Origin of the sequence: Campylobacter sp. CNRCH_2015_0814 (assembly GCF_025772765.1) — a bacterium.
Lineage (GTDB): Bacteria > Campylobacterota > Campylobacteria > Campylobacterales > Campylobacteraceae > Campylobacter_D.
Genome location: NZ_JAKMSR010000003.1, coordinates 122,654 through 145,834 on the forward strand (window position 1 = coordinate 122,654; position 23,181 = coordinate 145,834).

Annotated in this window: 22 protein-coding genes; 10 read left to right on the forward strand and 12 right to left on the reverse strand. The window is 29.0% G+C overall.

Annotation, left to right across the window (positions count from 1 at the left end; translation table 11 throughout):
• Positions 1 to 16: 16 nt before the first annotated feature.
• The 5 genes from L8X24_RS02590 to uvrB all read right to left on the reverse strand — a co-directional run bounded on the left by L8X24_RS02590 (position 17) and on the right by uvrB (position 5,619).
• Positions 17 to 1,075 (reverse strand): ABC transporter permease, encoded by a 1,059-nt coding sequence (locus tag L8X24_RS02590; protein ID WP_263663477.1) that lies wholly within the window; start codon positions 1,073 to 1,075, stop codon positions 17 to 19.
• 1 nt (position 1,076) lies between these two features.
• Positions 1,077 to 1,811 carry an ABC transporter ATP-binding protein gene (locus L8X24_RS02595; RefSeq protein WP_263663478.1) on the reverse strand — a complete coding sequence of 245 codons (735 nt, stop codon included), beginning with the start codon at positions 1,809 to 1,811 and terminating at the stop codon, positions 1,077 to 1,079.
• Positions 1,804 to 2,715 carry an ABC transporter ATP-binding protein gene (locus L8X24_RS02600; protein ID WP_263663480.1) on the reverse strand — a complete coding sequence of 304 codons (912 nt, stop codon included), beginning with the start codon at positions 2,713 to 2,715 and terminating at the stop codon, positions 1,804 to 1,806. The genes L8X24_RS02595 and L8X24_RS02600 overlap by 8 nt, the downstream gene beginning before the upstream one ends.
• Positions 2,687 to 3,571 (reverse strand): HlyD family secretion protein, encoded by an 885-nt coding sequence (locus L8X24_RS02605; protein ID WP_263663481.1) that lies wholly within the window; start codon positions 3,569 to 3,571, stop codon positions 2,687 to 2,689. The genes L8X24_RS02600 and L8X24_RS02605 overlap by 29 nt, the downstream gene beginning before the upstream one ends.
• Positions 3,572 to 3,645: 74 nt before the next feature.
• Positions 3,646 to 5,619 carry an excinuclease ABC subunit UvrB gene (gene uvrB, locus L8X24_RS02610; RefSeq protein WP_263663482.1) on the reverse strand — a complete coding sequence of 658 codons (1,974 nt, stop codon included), beginning with the start codon at positions 5,617 to 5,619 and terminating at the stop codon, positions 3,646 to 3,648.
• A gap of 154 nt (positions 5,620 to 5,773) precedes the next feature.
• On the opposite strand from uvrB, the gene L8X24_RS02615 reads away from it, so the two are divergent.
• The 6 genes from L8X24_RS02615 (at position 5,774) to ispG (ending at position 11,281) form a co-directional block, all read left to right on the forward strand.
• The gene (locus L8X24_RS02615) at positions 5,774 to 6,007 is read left to right on the forward strand and encodes a hypothetical protein (protein ID WP_012661890.1); all 234 of its coding nucleotides are present in this window, start codon (positions 5,774 to 5,776) and stop codon (positions 6,005 to 6,007) included.
• Positions 5,994 to 6,233 (forward strand): hypothetical protein, encoded by a 240-nt coding sequence (locus tag L8X24_RS02620; RefSeq protein WP_012661889.1) that lies wholly within the window; start codon positions 5,994 to 5,996, stop codon positions 6,231 to 6,233. The genes L8X24_RS02615 and L8X24_RS02620 overlap by 14 nt, the downstream gene beginning before the upstream one ends.
• Complete coding sequence (locus L8X24_RS02625) at positions 6,234 to 6,704, forward strand: type II secretion system protein (RefSeq protein WP_257927896.1); 471 nt, start codon at positions 6,234 to 6,236, stop codon at positions 6,702 to 6,704.
• Positions 6,701 to 8,545, forward strand: a complete 1,845-nt coding sequence (locus L8X24_RS02630; protein ID WP_263663483.1) for a primosomal protein N' — start codon at positions 6,701 to 6,703, stop codon at positions 8,543 to 8,545. The genes L8X24_RS02625 and L8X24_RS02630 overlap by 4 nt, the downstream gene beginning before the upstream one ends.
• 121 nt (positions 8,546 to 8,666) lie before the next feature.
• Positions 8,667 to 10,160 carry a C69 family dipeptidase gene (locus tag L8X24_RS02635; RefSeq protein WP_263663484.1) on the forward strand — a complete coding sequence of 498 codons (1,494 nt, stop codon included), beginning with the start codon at positions 8,667 to 8,669 and terminating at the stop codon, positions 10,158 to 10,160.
• 56 nt (positions 10,161 to 10,216) lie between these two features.
• A complete protein-coding gene (gene ispG / locus L8X24_RS02640) occupies positions 10,217 to 11,281 on the forward strand; it encodes a flavodoxin-dependent (E)-4-hydroxy-3-methylbut-2-enyl-diphosphate synthase (protein ID WP_412175323.1) in 1,065 nt (354 codons plus the stop codon).
• Here the strand turns inward: ispG and L8X24_RS02645 are convergent.
• The 5 genes from L8X24_RS02645 to L8X24_RS02665 all read right to left on the reverse strand — a co-directional run bounded on the left by L8X24_RS02645 (position 11,278) and on the right by L8X24_RS02665 (position 17,294).
• Positions 11,278 to 12,642 carry a nicotinate phosphoribosyltransferase gene (locus L8X24_RS02645; protein WP_263663485.1) on the reverse strand — a complete coding sequence of 455 codons (1,365 nt, stop codon included), beginning with the start codon at positions 12,640 to 12,642 and terminating at the stop codon, positions 11,278 to 11,280. The two genes, ispG and L8X24_RS02645, sit on opposite strands and share 4 nt — an antisense overlap.
• A gap of 21 nt (positions 12,643 to 12,663) precedes the next feature.
• Positions 12,664 to 13,770 (reverse strand): cell division protein FtsZ, encoded by a 1,107-nt coding sequence (gene ftsZ, locus L8X24_RS02650; RefSeq protein ID WP_039626779.1) that lies wholly within the window; start codon positions 13,768 to 13,770, stop codon positions 12,664 to 12,666.
• Between the two features lie 11 nt (positions 13,771 to 13,781).
• On the reverse strand, positions 13,782 to 15,161 hold the full coding sequence (ftsA, locus tag L8X24_RS02655; protein ID WP_263663486.1) for a cell division protein FtsA: 1,380 nt from the start codon (positions 15,159 to 15,161) through the stop codon (positions 13,782 to 13,784).
• Positions 15,158 to 16,636, reverse strand: coding sequence for a peptidylprolyl isomerase (locus L8X24_RS02660; protein ID WP_263663489.1), 1,479 nt, complete (start codon positions 16,634 to 16,636; stop codon positions 15,158 to 15,160). The genes ftsA and L8X24_RS02660 overlap by 4 nt, the downstream gene beginning before the upstream one ends.
• Positions 16,637 to 16,715: 79 nt before the next feature.
• A complete protein-coding gene (locus L8X24_RS02665) occupies positions 16,716 to 17,294 on the reverse strand; it encodes a class II aldolase and adducin N-terminal domain-containing protein (protein WP_257397147.1) in 579 nt (192 codons plus the stop codon).
• A 61-nt stretch (positions 17,295 to 17,355) separates the two neighbouring features.
• On the opposite strand from L8X24_RS02665, the gene rsmH reads away from it, so the two are divergent.
• Positions 17,356 to 18,273 carry a 16S rRNA (cytosine(1402)-N(4))-methyltransferase RsmH gene (gene rsmH, locus L8X24_RS02670; protein ID WP_263663494.1) on the forward strand — a complete coding sequence of 306 codons (918 nt, stop codon included), beginning with the start codon at positions 17,356 to 17,358 and terminating at the stop codon, positions 18,271 to 18,273.
• Between the two features lie 3 nt (positions 18,274 to 18,276).
• Complete coding sequence (locus tag L8X24_RS02675; RefSeq protein WP_263663496.1) at positions 18,277 to 19,197, forward strand: hypothetical protein; 921 nt, start codon at positions 18,277 to 18,279, stop codon at positions 19,195 to 19,197.
• Here L8X24_RS02675 and L8X24_RS02680 read toward each other — a convergent pair.
• Positions 19,194 to 19,685: a hypothetical protein gene (locus tag L8X24_RS02680; RefSeq protein ID WP_220517091.1), complete on the reverse strand. Its 492-nt coding sequence runs from the start codon at positions 19,683 to 19,685 to the stop codon at positions 19,194 to 19,196. The genes L8X24_RS02675 and L8X24_RS02680 overlap by 4 nt on opposite strands.
• A 129-nt stretch (positions 19,686 to 19,814) precedes the next feature.
• Between L8X24_RS02680 and L8X24_RS02685 the strand changes: the two genes are divergently transcribed.
• Together L8X24_RS02685 and L8X24_RS02690 are read left to right on the forward strand one after the other, a co-directional pair.
• Entirely contained in the window at positions 19,815 to 20,792 is a 978-nt protein-coding gene (locus tag L8X24_RS02685) for a glycosyl transferase family 90 (RefSeq protein WP_263663499.1), read from the forward strand.
• An 11-nt stretch (positions 20,793 to 20,803) separates the two neighbouring features.
• The gene (locus L8X24_RS02690; protein ID WP_263663501.1) at positions 20,804 to 21,661 is read left to right on the forward strand and encodes a D-amino acid aminotransferase; all 858 of its coding nucleotides are present in this window, start codon (positions 20,804 to 20,806) and stop codon (positions 21,659 to 21,661) included.
• Here L8X24_RS02690 and L8X24_RS02695 read toward each other — a convergent pair.
• Complete coding sequence (locus tag L8X24_RS02695; protein ID WP_263663514.1) at positions 21,658 to 22,992, reverse strand: cation:dicarboxylate symporter family transporter; 1,335 nt, start codon at positions 22,990 to 22,992, stop codon at positions 21,658 to 21,660. The two genes, L8X24_RS02690 and L8X24_RS02695, sit on opposite strands and share 4 nt — an antisense overlap.
• Between the last annotated feature and the right edge of the window lie 189 nt (positions 22,993 to 23,181).

The window sequence follows — 23,181 nt, forward strand, 5'->3', positions numbered from 1 at the left end:
AAAGCTTTTAACAGCATTATTCAATCCTATCTTTGAATTTTTTAATGCTTGCAAATAGGAAAATACAACTCATCGACAATAAAATAATAAGTTCTTTTAATAAAAAGCTTAAACTAACATCCATAAACATAATTTTTTTAATGCCTATGATAAACCATTTTGCAGGGATTAAATGGGTGAAAAATTCTAGAATTTTTGGCATGCTTTCAGTGGGAAATATCATACCTGAGAGTAAAATTATAGGGATTAAAAATACCATTCCACATATTAACATAGCACTTGCTTGTGTTTTTGTTATACATGATACAAAAAGCCCTATGCTTAAAGCTAGAAAAATGTATAACATACAAAAACAAAGCAAGATAAAAAGATTTCCTTGAATATGTATATTTAAAACAAAAACCGATAACAACAAAATAATAAATAAGCTAATATTAGAAATGAAAAAATACGGTAACATTTTTGCAAATATAATTACAAAAGGTCTTATTGGGGCGCTAAGTAGCATTTGTATGGTTTGATTTTCTTTTTCGCGCACTATGGATATGCTAGTCATCATCGCGCAAATTAATATTAAAATCATGCCCATTAGTCCAGGTATAAATACATATTGACTTTTAGAACTAGGATTATATAAAAAACGTATATTGAAATTTTGCATATCAAATTGTTCTAATAAAATATTTTCAATATAAGCATTGATAATGCTAGCCCTATTAGGATCACTTGCATCGATTAAAATTTGAATTTTTTGATTTTTTGCAAAATTATAATCAAATATAAGAATCATATCTATTTTAGAGTTTTTAAAATCATCTTGCATTTGTTTAATGTCGTGGTAGGTTTGTATAAATTCAAAATATGGATTATTTATTAGTGTTTGAGATATTTGTTTGCTAGTATTATCTTTTGATAAATTTAAAATGCTAAATTTTATATGATTTACTTCCATACTAAGCGCAAAACCAAAGAGTAAAATTTGCACTATAGGCATGAAAAATACTATCAACATAGTCCTTTTATCTCTTATAATATGCAAACTCTCTTTTTTAACAATAGCTAGAAAAATATTCATATTAAGATCTTTTTGCTTCTTTTGCTAATTGAAAAAATACTTCTTGTATATCTTTAGCATTATATGTTCTTTTTAGATTTTTGGGAGTATCTAAAATTTTAATTTTGCCATCTATCATAATGCTTATTCTATCGCAATATTCTGCTTCATCCATATAGTGCGTTGTGATAAAAATAGAAATATTTTCATTGCTTGCTTTGTAAATAAGCTCCCAAAAATCCCTTCTTGTTTTTGGATCTACACCACTTGTGGGTTCATCTAAAAAAATAATCTTTGGCTTGTGTAAAGTTGCTACGCAAAAGGCTAGCTTTTGTTTAAAACCTAAAGATAGATCTTTTACAAGCTTGTTTTTGTAGGCATATATATTTAAAAAATTTAATAATGAGTCCCCGTTTTCTCTTATTGTTTTAGTGTTTAAACCATATATTGTGCCAAATAATTCTATATTTTCAAAAACACTTAGATCTTCATAAAGCGAAAATTTTTGACTCATATAACCTATATTTTGTTTGATTTTTTCACTATCTTTATATACATCATATCCACCAATAAAAGCATTTCCACTTGTTGGTAAACTCAAGCCACAAAGCATTTTTATAGCAGTGGTTTTTCCTGCTCCATTGGCTCCTAAAAAGGCAAATATTTCTCCTTTGTGAACTTCAAAATTTAGATCATCTACTGCTTTAAAGGTTCCAAAATATTTACAAAGATTAGAAGTTTTTATAACACTATCCATAGTTTAATTCCATAAAACAATCTTCAAGATTTGCATTGATTTTATATAAGGAAAGTTTTTGATTGCATTTTTTTTCTATTATAGATAACCATTTAGAAGTATTAGTATGTTCTTTAAAAACAATATGAATATTTTCTTTAAAAGCATAAAATTTTTTTACATTATCATCATTTTTTAAAATTGTCATAATATTTTTGATTTTTATTCCTTCTAGAGCATAAATTTCTGATTGAATATTTTCACATAGTGTTTTTGGTTTGTCTAATCTTATAAATTTACCATTTTGTATAAAAGCGATTTTATCTGATCTTGCAATTTCATCCATATAAGAACTTGTTATGACAATACTTTTGTTTAAAGACAATAATATATCCCAAAAATCTTTTCTTGAACAAGGATCCACTCCAGTTGTAGGTTCATCTAGTATTAAAAGTTTTGGTTTATGAATGAGAGCGCAACATAGAGCTAACTTTTGTTTCATTCCTCCAGAAAGAGCGCTTGCTTTTCTATTTTTTACTTGTTGCAGTTGCTGATATATAGGTAATATTTCTTGTAAATTTTCTTTCCAATTGCAAGAGTGAATTTTGGCAAAAAAATCTATATTTTCATCTATACTAAGATCGCCATAGAGGCTAAAACAAGGACTCATATAGGCTATTATTTTTCGAATTTGTTGATAGTCTTTTACTAGATCGTATCCATAAATTTTAGTTTTTGTTGTATCGGGCAATACAAGAGTGCTTAAAATTTTTAACAAAGTACTTTTGCCAGATCCATCTGCTCCAATAATGCCTAAAATTTCACCATCATTTAGATTAAAATTAATATCACTTAGAACTTTCTTATTATTGTAACTTTTGTAAAGATTTTTAACTTCAATCATGGTAAAAATGTACTTCGGCATAGGTTCCGATTTTTAAATAACCATCATTTTTGACATTTATTTTGATCATATAAACAAGATTTTCTCTCTCGTCTTTACTCATGATGGTCTTTGGTGTAAATTCAGCTTTTTGTGAAATATAAGATATAACACCTTGATAGCTTTTGCCTGTGTCAGAAATTATTTTAACCTTATCTTTAAGCTTTATTTTGTTGTAATCTTGATTGATGATATAAGCTTTAAGATATAAGTTTGATAAATCTGCTATTTTAAATAACGCTTGATTTTTACTTAATTCTCCAGCGAAAGCATACTTTTCTAAAACAGTGCCATAAATAGGAGATCTTATAAAGCTTTTAGCAATACTATCTTCTAAGATAGCAATTTGAGTCAATGCAGTTTGAATTTGTTCATCTATAGAAGCGTTTTTAAGAGTTAGATTTTCTTTTTTAGCATCGATCTCTTTTTCTAATAATGAATATTTTGCATTAATATCATCGTATTCTTTTTGAGAAATTGCCTCATTTTTCAAAAGTGTATAATAGCGTTTTTTATCTACTAAGGTATCTTTGAGTTGCTGAAATAAAGGTGAGAGTTGGTTTTTTATATCTAGTTTTTGTAGTTTTAACGCTTCAATAATATGATAAAGTTCTTTCTTTTTTAACTCCAAAGAAACACTATCTATTTTTCCTATTATCTGGTCTTTTTGTAGTTTTTGTCCTTCTTGGATATTAAATTCTAAAATTTTTCCCTGTATTTCACTAGAGACAATTATCTCATCACTTTCAAAAATCCCCATTGCATCAAATTTGTCATTTGGATTAGAGCATGCATAGAAAGAAAATATTGACATGGCAAACAAAAGAAATTTGAGCATAGTTTCACTTTAAATTTATTATTTATTTTTAGTTTATTAAAAATAATATGAAAATAATCTTAAATAGTAAGAGTTTATAAAGTTCTTAATTTATTAATCTCATCTCTAAGCATTGCCGCTTTTTCAAATTCAAGATTTTTAGCAGCTTCTAGCATTTGTTTTCTTAATTCTTTTGCTATTTTGGCGCGTTCTTTCGCAGGCATTTTTTCAAGTTCTTTGCCTTTGCGATAAATTTCTCCTTGCTCAAGTTCATGTTTTAAACTTTCTTCTATATTTCTTTTTACTGAGGTTGGTGTGATGTTGTGTTTTTTATTATAAGCTTCTTGCAAAACCCTTCTTTCTTTAGTAGTATCGATAGCTTCTTGCATAGATTTTGTGACTTTTTTGGCAAAAAGTAAAACTTTTCCATTGACATTTCTAGCAGCACGCCCCATCGTTTGAATGAGTGCAGTGGTACTTCTTAAAAAGCCTTCTTTATCTGCATCCATAATGGCTATAAGAGAAACTTCAGGCAAGTCAAGTCCTTCTCTTAAAAGATTAATTCCGATTAAAATATCAAAAGCACCACTTCTTAAACCACGGATGATTTCATTACGCTCTATTGCATCAATTTCTGAGTGCATGTATTTTACTTTTAAGCCAAGTTCTAAGTAGTATTTACTAAGCTCTTCAGCCATTTTTTTAGTTAAAACGGTTATTAAAACTCTTTCATTGCGTTCTATAACTTTTTTAGCTTCATCGTATAAAATTTCTACTTGATTTTCACTATCTTTGATTTCTATTTTAGGATCTAAAAGCCCTGTTGGACGCATGATTTGATAAAAAATATTTTCTTTGCTTAATTCTAGTTCTAAAGGTGCAGGTGTAGCTGAAACAAATAAAAATTTACAATTTTTATTAATAAATTCATCAAACATCAAAGGTCTATTATCTAAGGCGCTTGGCAAACGAAAACCATAATCAACCAAAGTTTGTTTTCTACTTCTATCCCCTGCAAACATCCCGCGAAATTGTGGTAAAGATACATGAGATTCATCCACAATGACTAAAAAGTCTTGGTTTTTAATAGCAAAATAATCAAAAAGTGTATAAGGTGTATCACCACTTTTAAGCCCTGTTAAATGCAAAGCATAATTTTCAACTCCTTTACACATTCCAGTGCTTTGAAGCATTTCAAGGTCAAATTCTACTCTTTGTTTTAGTCTTTGTGCTTCTACGAGTTTATTTTCATTTTCAAAATAAGCAAGGCGTTCATTTAATTCAGCTTTTATACCTTTTATAGCCTCTTTAAGCCTAGCCTCACCTACGCTAAATTGACTGGTTGGGTAAAGTATGAATTTTTTTAAATCTTTACCTTTCTTATTTTCTAAGACATTATAATGATACATTGCCTCAAGCTCATCGCCAAAAAACTCAAGCCTAATAGCTTCATCTTCATAATAAGCTGGATATATATCTACTATATCTCCATTTACTCTAAAATCAGCCCTATCAAAGAAATTATCATTGCGTTTATAGCCCATATCTACAAGTTTTTTTAAAAGTTCTTTTTGTGAAATTTGCATATTTAGTTCTAAAATTAAAACCATACCCACATACTCACTTGGATTTCCCAAGCCATAATTTGCCGAAACACTAGCTATGCAAATAACATCATCATAACTTAAAAGCGAAGCACTTGCGCTTAGTCTTAATCTTTCTAAGTCTTCATTAGTGGAACTATCTTTTTCTATAAAAACATCGGTTCTTGGTATATAAGCCTCGGGTTGATAATAATCATAATAGCTTATAAAATACTCCACATGATTATTTGCAAAAAAACCTTTAAATTCGCTATAAAGTTGCGCACATAAGCTTTTATTGTGACTCATGATAAGAGTAGGCATGTTTAAGTTTTTAATGATATTTGCCATAGTGAAAGTTTTTCCACTGCCTGTAACACCTAGCAAGGTTTGGTATTTATTACCCGCTTTAATGCTTTTTACTATACCATCAATGGCTTGTTTTTGATCAGGACTTGGCTTAAAATCACTAGTAAGTTCAAACATAAATTTTCCTAACTTGTATTTTTGCTAATTTTACACAAAATTTTTTGTAAAAATTTAAATTTTAAAACAAAAAGCTATGCAAAATTAAATTTTTTTTTGTTACAATTATGTGTTTAAAATACTCTAAATATAAAATCAATAAAGGCAAGAAAATATGTATGATGAAAGAATAATCAACACAATGACAGATAAAGTAAATGAGCTTTTGGCTAAATATAATGAAGTATGTGAAATAAATGAAAATTTAAGAAATGAATTAGTAAGTGTAAAAGCACAAAATGAAGCTAAAAATAATCAAATCGCGCGTTTAGAAGAAGAGCTTAAAAATAAAAATATTGAAAGTGAAGATGTGATCAAAAAAATAGAGGCAGTTCTTGGCAAACAATAACCAAAGAAAAGTTACAATTAATGTCTATGCAAAAGACTTTGTTGTAACATGCAGTAATGAATTTGCAAATCATCTTGAAGATGAAATTGCTTTAATTTCTGGAGGTACAGGCAAGATAGAGCTTGCAAATTTCATTAATGCTTTTGTAAAACTTAGCTACGAAAACTATATCTTAAAAAAAGAACTCAATAAACTTATCAATACTATCGATGAAGAAATAAAATAAATGCAAACAAAAAAAGCTTTTACATTGATAGAGCTTGTTTTTTGTATGATGATTATTGCTATTCTTAGCGTAATTGCTTATCCGTATTTTTCTTTTGGAAAAAATGATGCTAAACTCATTCAAGTAAAAAGTGAGGTGGAGCTTATCAATGCTTCTTTGTCTTTACTTAGAAATCAGTTTTTATTTAAAGAAAGTAAGGATTTTCCAGCAATTTTAGATGAAGCTTTGATAAATAGTGAAAATCAAAAATTATTTGTATGTTCTCATTCTCAAAATCATAAAAATACAAAACAATGCACTTACAGCGTTTTAGAAAAACCAATCATTTCATCTAAAAAATCGTGGATGAAAATAGCAAATACTCAATATAGATTTTTTATAAATTCTAAAAATTACATAGATTTTTCTTATAATAGTGAAAAAGTTTTTTTAGAATGTGTGAGTTTAAATTGTAAGGATTATGGGTTTTGAATTTTTATCAACTTGCTATTAAAGGATATTATTTAGATACCTTAACTTATGAAAGTGAAGAAGAATTTGAAATTTTAGATGAGGTAATAGTTGATCTTGCAAGGAAAAAAAATCTCAAAGCTATAATTTTACAAAAATGTTCAAAGCCTGATTTTAAAACCCAAGCTATAAAGGAAAAAACAGGTTTTAAACTAACGCAATATCAATACGAACTCGCTCAATTTATTGCTTATTATTATGCTGGTAAAATAGCTTTTGTTTTAGGTATGTTTGAAAGTATTAAAGAGTATAAAAATGAAAAAATTTATATAGAAAAAGCACCTAGTTTAAGTAAAAATCAGCAAAAGGCTTTGGAATTTATAAAAACCAAACAAACTAGTTTGCTATTTGGTGATACAGGAAGTGGTAAAACTGAAATTTATATTAGCTTGATAAAAGAATATTTAGAGCAAGGAAAGCAGGTTTTGCTTTTAATGCCAGAAATCGCTCTAACTCCACAAATGCAAAAAAGATTAAAAGTGTATTTTGGCGAGCATTTTTTCTTGTGGCATTCTAAAATTACTAAGAAAAAAAAGCAAGAATATTTGCAAGATTTAGCAAATTCAAAAGCTCTTTTGGTAGTGGGAGCTAGGTCGGCTTTGTTTTTACCTTTTAAGAATTTGGGTTTGATTATTATTGATGAAGAGCATGATAATTCTTATAAAGCTTCTAATAATCCAAAAATCAATGCAAGAGATTTGGCTTTATTTATAGCAAAAAAAATGCATATAAAAGTTCTTTTGGGTTCGGCCACTCCAAGTGTTGTAAGTTTTTATAAACATCCTTGTTTTAGACTTAAAGGAACTTTCTTTGAAAGTAAAAAGCAGTTTTTATATGATGAGAGCGAGCTTAGTGTCTCATCAAAATTGCTTTTAGAATTAAAAATTAGCTTAAGAAATAAAAAGCAAGCTGTGGTATTTTTACCTACAAGGGCAAATTTTAGACAAATTTTATGCAAAGAATGCGCTAATACCATTAAATGCCCTTTTTGTTCTATAGCTTTGAGTTTGCATAAAAATAAAAATGCATTAAAGTGTCATTATTGTAATTTCACTAAAGAAATCGATCAAGCCTGCCCAACTTGCAATGGAGTTATGCTTGAAGCTAAAAAAATGGGCACAGCAGAGCTTTGTGAGCTTTTAGAAAAAGAATTAGCTGAGTTTAATCCTATCATAAAAAGATTTGATAGTGATGAGATTAGCAGTGTAAAAAAGCTTGATATGATTTTAAAAGATTTTAATCAAGAAAAAATTGATATTTTAGTAGGCACTTCCATGCTTGCTAAAGGACATGATTATCACAACGTGGATTTGAGTGTGATTTTGGGTCTTGATGAGTACTTATTTAGACCTAATTTTAAAGCTTTGGAAGAGACTTTGGCTCTTGCTATGCAAGTAGCAGGTCGTGCAGGTCGAAAGGGTGAGGGTAGGGTGCTTTTGCAAACTAAAAATAGATCTTTTTTTGAAAAATATACACAAGATTATGATAGCTTTTTAAAAGATGAATTAAATGCTAGGAGCGGGCTTTACCCTCCATTTAAAAGACTTTTAAGGCTAATTATTGAAGATGAGGATAAAAACAAAGCTTTAAATTTATGTGAATTTATAGCTAATAAAGTTCAAGAATTAAAACAAGTGCAATTAGTAGGCCATGGTGCTTGCGGTATTGAAATGCTAAATAAAAAATGGCGTTTTTATGTATTATTGCGTGCTAATACCCATCAAGAGCTTGTAAAATTTGAGCATTTTGCTTTAAATTTTAAAAATATTACTTGCGATATAGATCCAGTTGATTTTTCTTGAAAAATATATTTATTTATAAATAATTATTATTTTATAATAAAAACAATATTTTATTTTTAATTTTAAATTTATTTTTGATAAGAATATACTTTTTTAATTTCTTAAATTTAAAGGAGAGAAAATGAAAAAGTTTAGTTTTCTTGCAGGTTGTGTACTTTTTGGTGCTTTGTTTAATAATGCTTTAGCTTGCACTACTATTTTAGTACCAAATGAAGCAAGTAGAGATGGTTCTATGTTGGTTGCAAGAAGTGCTGACAGTAAGGCAGATAAGGCACAAGTTTTTCTAATTCATCCAAGAGTTGAAAATCAAAAAGGCATTTATAGCACTAAAGCACATCAAGGAATGAATGATTTTACTTACCCTTTACCTACCAAATCTTTTCAATATAGCACTATAGCTAATTGGCAAAGTAAATTACACGGTGCTACTGGTTTTAATGAAATGGGTGTTGGGATAAGCGCTACTGAATCAATTTATGCAAAAGATGAGCTTTTAAAATTTGATCCTTATAATGAGAAAAATGGCATTAGCGAAGATGATATTTTGGATGTTTTGCTTCCAAGAATTAAAAGTGCAAAAGAAGGTGTTTTATTATTGGGTGATATTATAGAAAAACAAGGAGCAGCTGAGGGCTTTGGAGTAGCTTTTGTGGATTCTAAAGAAATTTGGTATTTAGAAAGTGCCACAGCACATCAGTGGATGGCTGTAAAAATTCCTAATAATTCGTATTTTGTTAGTGCGAATCAAGGTAGGCTAAAACAACTAAAATTCAACGATGAAAATACCTTACATTCTAAAAATTTAATAAATTTTGCCGTCATTCATAAAGCGTATAATCCTAAAGTGGATAAGGATTTTGATTTTTTTAAAGTTTATACAAGAAATGATGATAGAGATTTAACTTATAATTATCCTAGAGTTTGGTGGATACAAAAAATGTTTAATCCATCTTTAAATCAAGATGTAAAAAATGGCGCTAATATTAATGTGTTTTTGCAACCTGAGCAAAAACTTAGTGTGGATGATTTAAAAAAAGCTTTAAGATCGCACTATGATGGAACAAAATATGATCCATATGCAAATTTCAATGAAAATGAAAACATTTACCGTGTTGTGAGTGTGTTTAGAACTTATGAATCTCACATTATGCAAGTTAGACCGTGGCTTCCTAAAGAAATAGGTAGGTTAAATTATGTCGCAATAGGAATGGCTGATTTGAGTGTGTATTTGCCTTATTATTTTGGCAATGATGAGTTTATTGCAGGATATCAACAAGGAACAAATGAAGCTGATGATAAATCAATTTATTGGATTTATCGCAAGTTGCAAACTCTTGTAATGAGTGATTATAATAAATATGCTCCTATCGTAAAAAATGCTTATGCTAAATTTGAAAAAGATACATCTTTAAAACAAGAAGCTATGGAAAAAGAATATTTAAGTCTTTATAAAAAAGATAAGAACAAAGCAAAGCAAATTTTAGTTGATTTTTCATTGCAAAATCAAATGGAAGCTAAAAAACTTACTCAAGATTTGACAAATCAAATTTTTACCCTTTTAACAAGAGATACAGATATAAAATATAAATCTCTTAATAAAAATAAAAAAGATTAATGATATAGCCCATTTTTGGGCTATAATACTCTAAAAATATTTTTAGAGTGATTTTAATGACAAGGTACAAAACAAGACAAATAAAAGTAGGTGATGTTTTAATAGGTGGAGATGCTCCTATTTCAGTGCAATCTATGCTTTTTACTAAAACAAGAGATATTGAAGGTTGTTTAGAGCAGCTTAATAGGCTTTATTTTGCTGGTGCAAATATAGTGCGTTTAGCCTGTTTGGATATGGCAGATGCAAGAGCTTTAAAAGAAATCAAAGCAAAAAGTCCCTTACCTTTAATAGTGGATATACATTTTAATCATAAGCTAGCAGTCTTTTGTGCTGAATTTATTGATGGGGTGAGAATTAACCCAGGAAATATAGGCTCAAAAGAAAATATCAAAGAAGTGGTGCAAGCTTGTAAACAAAGGAAAATTCCTATTAGAATAGGGGTAAATCATGGCTCTATAGAAAAGCAATTTAGCGATAAATATGGTTATAATATAGAAGCTATGCTTGGGAGCGCTTTATATAATATAAAATTACTAGAAGATTTAGACTTTTTTGATATTAAAATTTCTATGAAAACTTCAGATGTGCAAAATACCATAAAAGCTTATGAAGCTCTAAGACCACTTTGTGATTATCCATTTCATTTAGGAGTTACTGAGGCAGGGACTAAATTTCATAGCACGGTTAAAAGCTCGATTGCCTTAGGAAATTTGCTTTTAAAAGGTATAGGCGATACAATGAGAGTTTCTATGACAGGGGAGCTTGAAGAAGAGATTAAAGCAGCAAGGGCTATTTTGCAAGATAGTGGAGTGCAAAAAAGTGGAGTAAATATCATCTCATGTCCAACTTGTGGAAGAATTCAAAGTGATTTGATCAAAGCGATTAAAATAGTAGAAGAAAAAACTAAGCATATAAAAGAACCATTAAATATAAGTGTTATGGGTTGTGTTGTAAATGCCTTGGGTGAGGCTAAGGGTGCTGATGTGGCTATTGCTTTTGGAAAAAATCAAGGTTTAGTTATAAGACATGGTGAAGTAGTGGCCAAATTAAAAGAAGATGAGCTTGTAGATAGATTTTTACTTGAAGTAGAAGATGAGGTAAAACTTAGAGAAAAAGATTAATTTTTTTCTAAGTAAGTTTTTTGCATATTTTGTAATTTTTTAGAAATTTTTACTTTATAAATACTTGGATTTTGAAGTTTTTTTAGTTTAAAATTTAAACTATCAACACTTTTTTTATGATACTCTTGAATATTTTTCAAGTTAGGAAGCTCATAGATTAATTTTCCATCTTTAAAAATAAGCTCATGTAAATTTTTATATGTATAACCTTGGTAATTTTTAATACTTTCATCATGTGTATATAAAATATCAAAACTTGCTTTATTGTTTTTATAATACCTTATAAGTTTTTTAAAATGTGGCAAGGTTGTTTTGCTTGAGCTTGCACTGATTTTGATTTTAGGGATGATTTGATTGTTTTTTTCTAATGCAACAAGCTTATAAACAGCTCCAAAAATAGGCGAACTTGCAGAAGTAATAAGCTTTTCTCCAATGCCAAAAGCATCGATTGGGGCTTTGTTTTTTAGCAATTTTTCTATGATAAACTCATCTAAAGTATTACTAGCTATGATTTTGCATTTTGTTAATCCAGCAAGATTTAGTTTTTTTCTAATATATTTAGAGATTTTAAGCAAATTTCCTGAGTCAATACGGATAGAATAATTTTGCATAGAATCTTGCGCATTTAACTCATTAAAAACTAAAATAGCATTTTCAATACCTTTTTTATAATCATAAGTATCAATCAAAAGACTTATATTGTCTTTATAAATTTGACAATATGCTCTAAAAGCACTTAGCTCATCATCAAACATTTGCACCCAAGCATGAGACATGGTTCCACTAATAGGAATATTAAATTTTTTCCCAGCTAAAGTACAAGCACTTGCATGAAAACCACCTATAAAAGCAGCTCTAGCACCATTTAAAGCTGCACTTTCTCCATGAGCTCTACGAGAGCCAAATTCTAAAAGCAATTTTTCTTTTGCAACTTGAGCAATTCTACTGGCTTTAGTGGCAATTAGACATTGATGATTTAGGGTTAAAAGTATGAAAGTTTCTAACAATAAAGCCTCTATTATAGGTGCTTTAATGGTCATTAAAGGAGTATTAGCAAAAACGCATTCACCTTCTTTAACGCTTAGTATATCTCCACTAAATTTTAAAGTTGAAAGGTAGTTTAAAAATTCATCATCAAATTTTTTAGTATTTTTCAAAAAATCTATGTCATCTTTAGAGAAAGAAAAATGATTAATATGATTTATGATTTGTTCTAATCCACAAAAAACAGCATAAGAAGCATTATCAGGAGCTTTTCTAAAAAAAACTTCAAAATAAACAATTTGCTTATGCATATTTTGTTTAAAATAAGCATAAGCCATACTTAGTTCGTAAAAATCACATAATAATGAAGAATTCATATAAGGATTTTTACTAAAAAATTAATCCATTTGGCGACGCAAGAAAGCAGGAACATCAAGCTGAGAAATCACTTCTTCATCAAATCCACCGCTAGCTTTACGTAAATTCATATAGCTATTTTTTTTACTTTCTTCTTGTTCTTTAGCACTTTCTATTTCAGCTTTATCTTCAAAACCTGTAGCAATGATAGTAACTTCAACACGATCACCCATACTCTCATCAGTTGTTGCACCAAAGATTACTTTTGCGTTTTCATCTGCTATATCGCTAATGCTTTGAGTAGCTTGTGAAATTTCTATCAATGAGCATTCAGGACCAATTTTATAATGGATGATTACGCCTTTAACGCCTTTCATAGTCATGCCGTCTAATAATGGAGATTCTATAGCACTTGATAATGCATCCATGATAGCATTTTCACCTTCTCCATGACCCACGCCCATTAGTGCTAAACCTCTGTGGCTCATAACAGTTCTAACATCAGCAAAGTCAACATTAATATCACCATCTTCTAAAAGGATAGACACCATACCCCTAACAGCTCTAGCTAAAATATCATCAACTAGTTTAAATGCTTCTTTTATACCTGCTTTTTTTGGGAGTATGCTAAGAAGTTTTTCGTTTTGGATTACAATGATAGAATCACTTTCTTTTTTTAATTCAGCTAAACCAGCTTCTGCTAATTTTTTTCTTTGTTTTCCTTCAAATGCAAAAGGCATAGTTACAACTGAAACAGTTAGCGCACCTACTTCTTTAGCAGCTTGTGCTACAACAGGAGCTGCACCTGTACCAGTTCCACCACCAAGTCCTGCTGAAATAAATACTATGTCGCTTTGACTTAAAGCAGCTTTTACTTCTTCAAAACTTTCTCTTGCGCTTTCTGCTCCAATTTCTGGTTGCATTCCAGCACCCAAACCCTTGGTTTTTTTCTCACCTAGTTGAATTCTAGTTTTTGCTAAAGATTTAGCTATAGCTTGTGCATCAGTATTAGCTGAAATAAGATCAAGATCATGTAAACCCATATTTACCATATGATCTATCATGTTACCGCCACCGCCACCGCAGCCTATGACTTTTATTTTTGCACCTTTTGCGTGTTGCATTTCTTCCACTAGATATTCGCTCATTGTGTCTCCTATTAGAACTGGTTTATTAATTTATTCCAAAATTTATGCATTAAATTCGTTTTTTTATCTTTCTTTGTTTCTATTTTTGCTAATTCTGTTTTTTCATCTTCAAATTCTTTTTGATCTTGAAAAATTTCTTCAAAATCTTTATTTTCTTCTTCATTTTCATCTATGGTAAGATTTTGTTTGATTTGTTTATTGATAAATTCAGGCTCTCCTTTGTATCTTAGTTTCTCATTAGAATCTAATTCATAAGGAGTAAAATGCCCACCACCATATAAACAAAGACCTATAGCACAGCTATTTTCTGCATCTTCAAAAATTTCTTTAAAACCATCCATAGTATCTTTTTTTGCAGTCGCTATTCTAACAGCTTTATTATCAAAATAAGCTGAAGCAAGCTTGTCAAGTCCTGCAAATTTTGTCATTCCACCTGTTAATACTATACCTGCTCCTGCTTGATTTGCACAAGCATTATCGCTTAGCATTTTAGCTAAAATAATAATAGTTTCTTCAATTCTTGCATAAATTACATTGGATATGACTTCTACTGAAACTTCATTTTTTCTTTTTTCATCACCCATGTATGGAATTTGTATAATTGAGTTTTCATTTTGCGCTAAAGATGCATAATTTAATTTTAGTTTTTCTGCTTCTTTTGGTGGGGTATGTAAAGCTATGGATAAATCATTGGTGATATTTACTGAGCCAATTTGCAAGCATTCATTGTAGCGTATAGAATTACCCGCATGAATGACCATATCGCAAACTGCTCCACCCATATCGATTAAAATAGCACCTAATTCTTTTTCACTATCATCAAAGCATGCGATAGAAGAAGCATATCCTGAAAGAACGATATTATCTACTCTAAGATCAGCAAGCTCCACAGCTTTTTTTAGATTTTTAATATGCACTTCTTGTGAGATTACAATATGCGTAGAAACTTCAAGGCGATTTCCACTCATTCCCAAAGGATCTTCTACATGTTCAAGATCATTTACTTTAAAATTATAAGGTAATACATGAATGATTTCATATCCACTAGGTATATTTGCAGTATGCTTTGCTGTGCTTACTGCTCTGTGAATTTCTTTAATACCTATTTCATGATTTGGTATATTAACTACACCTATACTATCTACACTTTTTGCATAAGCACCTGAAATAGATACAATTACTTTATCATAATGCACGCCTGACATCATTTGTGCATCAGCTACTGCTTCTTCTATGGATTTTGAAGCAAGTTCTATATTAGTAATTGCTCCTTTTTTTATACCATTTGATTTTGATTTTCCAAAACCAATGACTTTTAGTCCTTCTTCGCTTTTTTGTGCTAATATGGCGCAAGTTTGTATTGAGCCTAAATCAATTCCTAAAATATTCAATTTGTATTTCCTTTATAATAGCGTTGAATTGGATATAATTCTATAAGTTTTTTTAATAATTCTTCCTTAAGTAAAGCTTGTTTAGTTTGTTTAGCGCTTTGCTCTATGATAAATTTGTAAATTTCTTCTTTGTTTTTATTTTCTAAAGTTTGTTTTGTGATCTCATAAACTATTGCTTTATCATCAAATAATACATAAGATTTAGCTTTGTTTGAGTCAAATACATGCATTAAAAACTCACTAAATTCAGTATCATTCATCATATTACCCACTTTTGCATTTTTGCTTGAGTCACGGCTATAAGTACCTATGTCTATACCTTGGAAATTATCTAGGGCGAGTTTTGCTTTTTCTTCTAATAAGGCTTTAGTTTTTTCTTTAATGTAAAGTTTACTTACTTCGTTTTTAGCTTGCTCAAAAGTCATAGTTTGTATAGGATTTATTTTTATAATTTTTGCAATCATATAGCCGTTTTCAAATTTAAAAGGCTTAATAAAATCATTTTCTTTAGCTTTTTGTATATTTTCTAAAGGATAATAAATATCAGCATCGCTGATTGTGATATTTTTATCAAAACTAAGCTCGTTCTTTCTCAAAGCCACATAGCTTTCATTGGCTTTAAGTTTAAGTTTAGAAAGTTTTAAATCTTTTATAACTTTATCTTTGCTTTGTTCTAGACCTAGAATTTTTCCTGCAAAATCTTTATAATCATTTTTATTTTCTTCATAGTAAGCTTGGATTTCTTTGTCATCAATTTTGATTATATCAGGGTTTAAAAAATAAGTTGCAAGCTCGTAACTTTTTTGCGTCTTATAAAGCTCTTTATTTTTCTCCCAAGTTTGTTTTAACTCTTTTTCATCTATTGTTATGTTTTTATTATCAAGTTTTATAGCTTGAACTTTTAAACTATCTTGCATTAAAAAACTTGCGCCAAACATATCAAGTTCATTGGGTTTGATTTGTAAATTTAAAATAGCATTGATTTTTTTAAGTAATAACTCATCGTGAATGATTTTTTCATAAGTTTTTGGTGTATAGTTGTTTCTTGCAAGCAGATTATAGTATAAATTTTTGTCAAAAACACCTGAAGCATTATGAAAGATTTTTTGATGTGCTAAATCATAAGCAATTTCTTCCTCGCTCACATTTAAACCCAAGGTTTTAGCATAAGAAAGTAGTAGTTTTTCTTGTATAAGTTCATTAATAGCTTGGGTATTTAAGCCATCTTTTTGTGCTTGTTCTTGTGTGTAATTGCCATTGTTTAGCTGAGAATAATAGCCAAATAATTGAGAATATTTAAGATTAAACTCATCATAACTTATTTTTTCATCGCCTACTTTTGCAACAGAATTTGACCTGTCGGTGTTAAAATCATAACTCCCCCAACCAACAAAACCTGCTCCAACAAAAGCAATAACGCTAATCCAAATAGTTACAACTAAGTATTTTTTATGATGCTGCATCCAAGTGAGCATTTTTACCCCAATCTGATTAAATAAATTAAACTATAAATTATAAATAATTTGTGATTAATAAAAGATTAATTTTAAATTATTATGATAAATTTGTTTCCGCTAAATGGATAATTTTGCAAGAATTTTCAATTAAATCTATAATTTTACCTAATTCATAACTTGTTCTACCATAGGCAAATATACCATAGCCCTTTACAACAACAAAATTTTGTTTTTGTTCTAACATATAACGATAAATTTCAGTTTGTGATCTATCCTCCCAATCTTCATAATTTTTAGGATTATAAACTCGAATTTCTTCTAAAAAAATTTCACCAAAATAATCTTGAGGTGTTATAAAATCATGATTTAAACTCATAGATAAGGTATAGGTTGGACAGGCAAAACATATAAATTTGGCTTCAGGTATATTCTCATATATACTTTTATGGATTTCACTATCGCTACTTGCCTCATCCCAGCTATAATCTTTTGCAAATTTTAAAATACTTAAACTTTTTTCATCTAGTTGATTTAAAAAAGTGTCATTTTTATTTATAATAAAAGAACTTTGAGATAGTTTTGCTGAAACCGATCCGTGGCAAATTCCAAAAAAATTTTTTTTAAACATTGAAGTAGAAAGTATTTTGATTTGAGAAATGATATTTTCTTTATTCATTAAAAACCTTGTTTTAAACTTAACTAAGATATTATACTAAAAAATATTTTAAAGGTTTATTTTGCAAAGTCCACATATTCCTGTTTTACTGCAAGAAGTTTTAGACGCTTTTGATGATTTTGATAGTGGAGATTTTTTAGATTGCACTTTGGGTTATGGAGGGCATTCTAAGGCGTTATTGCAAGCTCATGAGAAACTAAGATTAATTGCTTGTGATAAAGATTTAGAAGCTTTAAATTTTTCTAAAGAATTTTTAAAAAAATTTCAAGATAGGATAAGTTTTAATCATATAGGTTTTAAAGATATTTTAACTCAAATTCCAACGCAAAACTTAAGAGGAATTTTAGCTGATATCGGTGTATCTTCTTTGCAGCTTGACAAAAATGATAGAGGTTTTTCACTAAATTCTGATTTTTTAGATATGAGAATGGATCAAAATCATCCTTTAAGCGCTAAAGAAGTGGTAAATTCTTACAGTAAGGAAGCCTTGGAGCAAATTTTTAAAGATTATGGAGATTTAACACCGGTTGCTTCAATGCTTGCTCAAAAAATCATCAATGCAAGAAGTCAAAAAGAGATTGCAAGCGCAAAAGAATTAAGTCAAATTATAGGAAATGCTAAGCTAAAAGGACGCAATGTGTCTTTAGCTTTACTTGTATTTCAAGCTTTGCGTATAGAAGTAAATAATGAGCTTGGCGAATTAAAATCCTTGCTTGAAAACATAGAAAAAGCAAAATTAAAAGATTGTAAATTAGCCATTATTAGTTTTCATTCTTTGGAAGATAGGATAGTAAAAAATACTTTTAAAAGATGGGAAAAAGACTGCATTTGTGATGAAAGAGCCATAAAATGCGAATGTGGCAAAGGACATAGTCTTGGGAAAATTTTAAGTAAAAAAGCTATAAGTGCCTCCAAAGAAGAAATAAGCTATAATAGCAGATCAAGTTGTGCAAAAATGAGAATTTTTTATTTTAGGTAAATAATGGTTGAAGATGATTTTTTAAAAGAAAAGCAAAATATACGTGAAAAAATGTTGAAATATTCCAGGGCTATTAAAGAAGGTAGGCCTTATGAAGAATATGAGCAAAATTTTAATGAGAGCGATCGTATACTAAAAAATAGAATACAACGTAAAAAAAGACCTAAATTTACAGATTTTGATGAAGAGTATGAAGAAAAACCTAAGAAGCAATCTGCTATTTATTTAAAAGAAGATTTGATTAATGTTAAATTAGAAGAAAAAAAGCCTTTTAAATTACAACTTAATTTTTTCAAAAAGCAAAAAGAAAAATTCGATAAAAAAAATATTGCAAATTCTAAAACGCTTAAAAGTAACAAATCAACTCAAGAAGTAAGAAAAATAGAAAAAAAACAAGAAAATAAAGATCCTATTCAAATATCTAAAATTCTTACCCAAAGCAATGTTTTTGTCACTTCAAAATTTCAAGATTTAAAAGAAAAAAGAAAAGAAAAAGCTAAACTCAAACAAGAACTAAAAGAGCAAAAAAAAATCGAACAAGAAAAACTAAGAAAAGCTCAAGAGGAATTAAAAGAAAAAGAAAAACTAGCCAAGCAAGAACAAAAAATTTTAGAAGAAAAAGTAAGACTTGAAGAAAACCAAGAGTATAACCAAGAAGATAAATATGAACTTTTAGATAGTATAGTAAGTGAGGAGAATAAAAATTTAAGTCCTAAAAATTTAATATATGCAGGTTTGATGATAGCATTTGCTTTATTGATATTTTTCCCACAAATTTATATTAGAAATCAAATTTATTATGTAAGTAGAGATATAGCGGATTTAAGATCGCAAGAACTTGTTTTAGATGAGGAAAACAAAGAGCTTCAAAGACAGCTTGAGGCGCTATATTTTCAAAATCAAGTTTTAGACTTTTTAGATTAATCTTGTGTTTGAATGATTTTTTCTAAAACATATTGCTCGAGTTGGTTTTTTGGGATTTCTTCTTTAATGGCTTGGTTATAAATATTTTCTGCTATTTTTGAATATTTTTCATAAGCAAAATATGGAAAATGCAAAGCCCAAGCTTTTTTTAATAATCTTTTACTTATTACTTTTCTAGTGTAAATTTTAAAAATATCATAGCCAATAAAAACACAAGCGGTTACAAAAACAGCACTTAAAATACTAATATGAAAATCAATAATTGTTAAAAAATAATGACTAATGATAAGCATAGGAACTAAAATAGCTATGCAAAAAAATGCATAAATAAGATAAGAATTAAACACCTTAAATTTAAAATTTAATTTCGCAGGATCTACCATCATGCCTTCATTAAGTAAGGCGTTTGCTTCTAATAAATCTTTTAAATTAACAGGTTGGTTTGAAACTTTAAAAATAAAGTTTAAAATAAATTCTTGTATTTTCATTTTTTACCCAATTAGTATGTGATTTTTGTGATTTTAACATTTTTGTTTTTAATTAAACTAAATTTTAAGTCTTGTAAATGAAATCTTGTGTTAAAATTTATATTATTTTAATATCAAAATGGAAGAAAAATGGCAGATTCTAGATTTATGATGAATGTAAAAGGCATAGCTAAGAGTTTTATACCTAGAAAAATTTATCAAAATCAATTGCAAAATATTTTAAAAGAAATTTTAAAATTAAAAAATATAGATAATATTATTACTCGCTTGAATTATTATAATCTGCAAAATGATTTTTTTGATATAAAAAAATTTGAAAATTATGAAAAAATAGGAAAATTTCCTTTTAAAAAAACTTCTTATGCTTATGATGCTTATGCAATCAGTAAGTATTTTGATGATGATTTTTTGTGGATTAAAGGTTTTGGGGATATTAGTTATAATCTTAAATATCCAAGTATAGCTAAATCAAGACCGGTTGAAAATGGTTTTAATAACATCATTTTAAAATTAGATAAAAACAGACATTTTGATTTTATACAGGATAAAAATCAATTTGAAGATAAAAAAGACTTGCTTTTTTTTAGAGGTGCGATTTATCAGCCTCATCGTATTAAATTTTTTGAAAAGTATTTTGATAATCCTCGTTGCGATATTGCTCATGTTGGTGGTAGAAAAATTCAAGCTGAAAAATGGATTAAAAATTTAAATTTTAAAATCAGTAGAGCCTATCAAACTCAGTTTAAATTTTTACTTTCTTTAGAAGGCAATGACGTAGCAAGCAACTTAAAGTGGGCGATGAGAACAAATTCTTTAGTTTTAGCTCCAAAAATGCGCTATGAAACTTGGTTTATGGAAGGAAAGCTAGTTCCAAATGAGCACTTTGCTTTGATTGATGATGATTATGAAAATGTAGAAGCTTTGCTTGATTATTATTTAACTAATCCGCATAGAGCAAAAGAAATCATTCAAAATGCCCATGCTTACATAGAGCAATTTTTAGATGAAAAGATAGAATTTTATATAGGAATTTTAGTTTTAGCTAAGTATTTTTATTATTCTAATCAGCTTGATTTGCCAAAAGATATTGTTGATTTATTTGATTAAAAGGAGGACTTATGCAAGAAATGGAAGTGGTGTTTTTAAATGATGAGTTTGTAAAAGCTAGTGAAGCTAAAGTGAGTGTTTTTGATAGAGGTTTTATCTTTGGGGATGGAATTTATGAAGTAGTTCCTGTGGTAAATGCAAAAATAGCTGACAAAGAAGAATTTTGGGAGCGTTTTGAGCGTAGTTTGGCTCAAATTGAACTACAAATTCCTTATACAAAAGAAGAATTTGAAAATATTTTAGAGCAATTAATCATTAAAAACTCTCTTAAAGAAGGTGGGCTTTATATGCAAGTTACTAGAGGGGTTGCTAGTAGAAATTTTGCTCTTTTGAAGGGATTAAAACCTACTATTATGGCTTTTGCTTTTGAATGCAAGGTGATTGAGCATGAGTATGCTAAAAATGGGGTAAGTGTTATTTCAACATCTGATTTAAGATGGAAAAGAAGGGATATAAAATCAATTTCTTTATTGGCTCAATGTCTTGCAAAAGAAGAAGCTATAAAAGCTAAGGTTTTTGAAGCTTTTATGGTAGAAAATGCTTTAGTAACGGAAGCTTCTAGTAGTTCAGCTTTTATTATAAAAGATAAAACTTTAATTACTAAGCCATTTTCTAATGAAATCTTACCAGGAATTCGCCGTAAAAATATCTTGAAATTTGCCAAAGAACTTGATCTTAAAGTAGATCAAAGAGCTTTTAGTATGAAAGAAGTATATGAGGCTGATGAGGTATTTATTTCTGCGGCTACTTTTTTGATTTTAGGTGTTATAAAAGCAGATAGCAAGGTGATTAATGATGGTAAAGTAGGCTTTTATACCCAAAAACTAAGAGAAAAATATGTAGAAAAAATACAAAAAGAGGTTTTTTAATCAAAACCCGCATTAGTAAATTCTTTAGGATTATCAAGAGCGTAGCGAAACTTTTCCCAGTCTATTTGTTTGTCCCAAATAGCTACGATTAAAGCTGCTACGCTATTACCGCATAAATTTCCTACCGCACGAATTTCAGACATAAACTTATCCACACCCAAGAGTATAGAAATAGCAGCTACTGGTAAAACCTCGCCTAAACTTGCTCCTAAGCCATTGTTAGCTTCTGCAATATGCATATTAGATAAAGCTGCCAGCGTACTTCCTAGTATAATAAAACCTGAACCAGTTACACCAACAGCACCTTTTGAAGCTATCATTAGTACGATTAAAATGCTAATTTCATGCGTTAAAGAAAGCTCTACATTAAAAGCTTGTGCAAGGAAAATCAAACTCATAGCCAAATAAATATTAGTACAATCAAGATTAAAACTATATCCAGTTGGCAATACCAAACCCACAGTGGCTTTTGAAATTCCTGCTTTTTCAAGCTTTCTCATAAGTGGAGCTAATGCTGATTCGCTAGAACTTGTAGCAAAAACTATCAAAACTTCTCTTGAAATAAAACGCATAAATTTAAAAATATTTACTTTGGCAATAAAACAAATAAGTCCTAAAACTCCAAAGATAAAGAGCAAAGAAGCAAGTAGCATAACAACAAGTAAATATCCTAAATTTAACAAAGAATCAAGTCCATATTTTGCCACTAAAAAAGCCATCGCAGAAAAAGCAGCAATAGGAGAAAAATACATAATGATTTCTAGGATTTTAAAAACAAAACTTTGCATTATTTCTAAGGTTTTTTGTATAGCTTTTCTTTCATCAATTCTCATAAGCGAAATAATAAAAGCACAAGCTAGGGCTATAACTAAGATTTGCAAGGTTTTTCCCTCGCTAAAAGCAGCGATGATATCAGTAGGTATGGCGTCTTTTAAAATATGTAAAATTTCATTTTGCGCACTTATTTCTATATTGTTATTGACAAATTGAGCTACACTATCTTTATCTAAGGTGTTTGGATCAAGGTTCATTCCTTTTCCAGGTCCCATAATATTTGCCATAAAAATACCAATAGCTAAAGCAAAAGTACTCACTACTTCAAAGTACAATAAAGCTTTAGCACCTATACTTCCAACTTGCTTTAGACTTTCAAGGCTAACAACTCCTAAAACAATAGTTAAAAATATAATAGGCCCTATTAAAAATTTTAAAGCTTGTATAAAATAATCTACCCCGATTTTACTAGCTAGTGCAAGTTCTTTATCTAATAAACCAAGGCTAATACCAGCTATTATTCCTATAATCACCCAAAAACCTAAATTTTTTAACATTTTTTTGAGCTTGCTTGGTTTTTCATGGGTAATTACTAGCACAAAAACTCCTTGAAATTTTTTAAAACCACCACATATTAGCAAAGAAAAACTTATTTTTATGATTAAAACAAATAAAAAATAAACAATACTCTTAAAAATAATAATTTTTTTGCTTATTTTGTAGATTAAAGTAGCATTTTGTAGTAT

Coding starts and splice junctions, on each gene's coding strand:
- L8X24_RS02660 (WP_263663489.1), bottom strand. CDS start 16,636: ATGCTCACTTGGATGCAGCATCATAAAAAATACTTAGTTGTAACTATT.
- L8X24_RS02625 (WP_257927896.1), top strand. CDS start 6,234: ATGCAAACAAAAAAAGCTTTTACATTGATAGAGCTTGTTTTTTGTATG.
- L8X24_RS02680 (WP_220517091.1), bottom strand. CDS start 19,685: ATGAAAATACAAGAATTTATTTTAAACTTTATTTTTAAAGTTTCAAAC.
- L8X24_RS02615 (WP_012661890.1), top strand. CDS start 5,774: ATGTATGATGAAAGAATAATCAACACAATGACAGATAAAGTAAATGAG.
- L8X24_RS02590 (WP_263663477.1), bottom strand. CDS start 1,075: ATGAATATTTTTCTAGCTATTGTTAAAAAAGAGAGTTTGCATATTATA.
- L8X24_RS02690 (WP_263663501.1), top strand. CDS start 20,804: ATGCAAGAAATGGAAGTGGTGTTTTTAAATGATGAGTTTGTAAAAGCT.
- L8X24_RS02605 (WP_263663481.1), bottom strand. CDS start 3,571: ATGCTCAAATTTCTTTTGTTTGCCATGTCAATATTTTCTTTCTATGCA.
- L8X24_RS02635 (WP_263663484.1), top strand. CDS start 8,667: ATGAAAAAGTTTAGTTTTCTTGCAGGTTGTGTACTTTTTGGTGCTTTG.
- uvrB (WP_263663482.1), bottom strand. CDS start 5,619: ATGTTTGAACTTACTAGTGATTTTAAGCCAAGTCCTGATCAAAAACAA.
- L8X24_RS02665 (WP_257397147.1), bottom strand. CDS start 17,294: ATGAATAAAGAAAATATCATTTCTCAAATCAAAATACTTTCTACTTCA.
- L8X24_RS02695 (WP_263663514.1), bottom strand. CDS start 22,992: ATGTTAAAAAATTTAGGTTTTTGGGTGATTATAGGAATAATAGCTGGT.
- L8X24_RS02685 (WP_263663499.1), top strand. CDS start 19,815: ATGGCAGATTCTAGATTTATGATGAATGTAAAAGGCATAGCTAAGAGT.
- L8X24_RS02595 (WP_263663478.1), bottom strand. CDS start 1,811: ATGGATAGTGTTATAAAAACTTCTAATCTTTGTAAATATTTTGGAACC.
- L8X24_RS02600 (WP_263663480.1), bottom strand. CDS start 2,715: ATGCCGAAGTACATTTTTACCATGATTGAAGTTAAAAATCTTTACAAA.
- L8X24_RS02645 (WP_263663485.1), bottom strand. CDS start 12,642: ATGAATTCTTCATTATTATGTGATTTTTACGAACTAAGTATGGCTTAT.
- ftsZ (WP_039626779.1), bottom strand. CDS start 13,770: ATGAGCGAATATCTAGTGGAAGAAATGCAACACGCAAAAGGTGCAAAA.
- ispG (WP_412175323.1), top strand. CDS start 10,217: ATGACAAGGTACAAAACAAGACAAATAAAAGTAGGTGATGTTTTAATA.
- L8X24_RS02675 (WP_263663496.1), top strand. CDS start 18,277: ATGGTTGAAGATGATTTTTTAAAAGAAAAGCAAAATATACGTGAAAAA.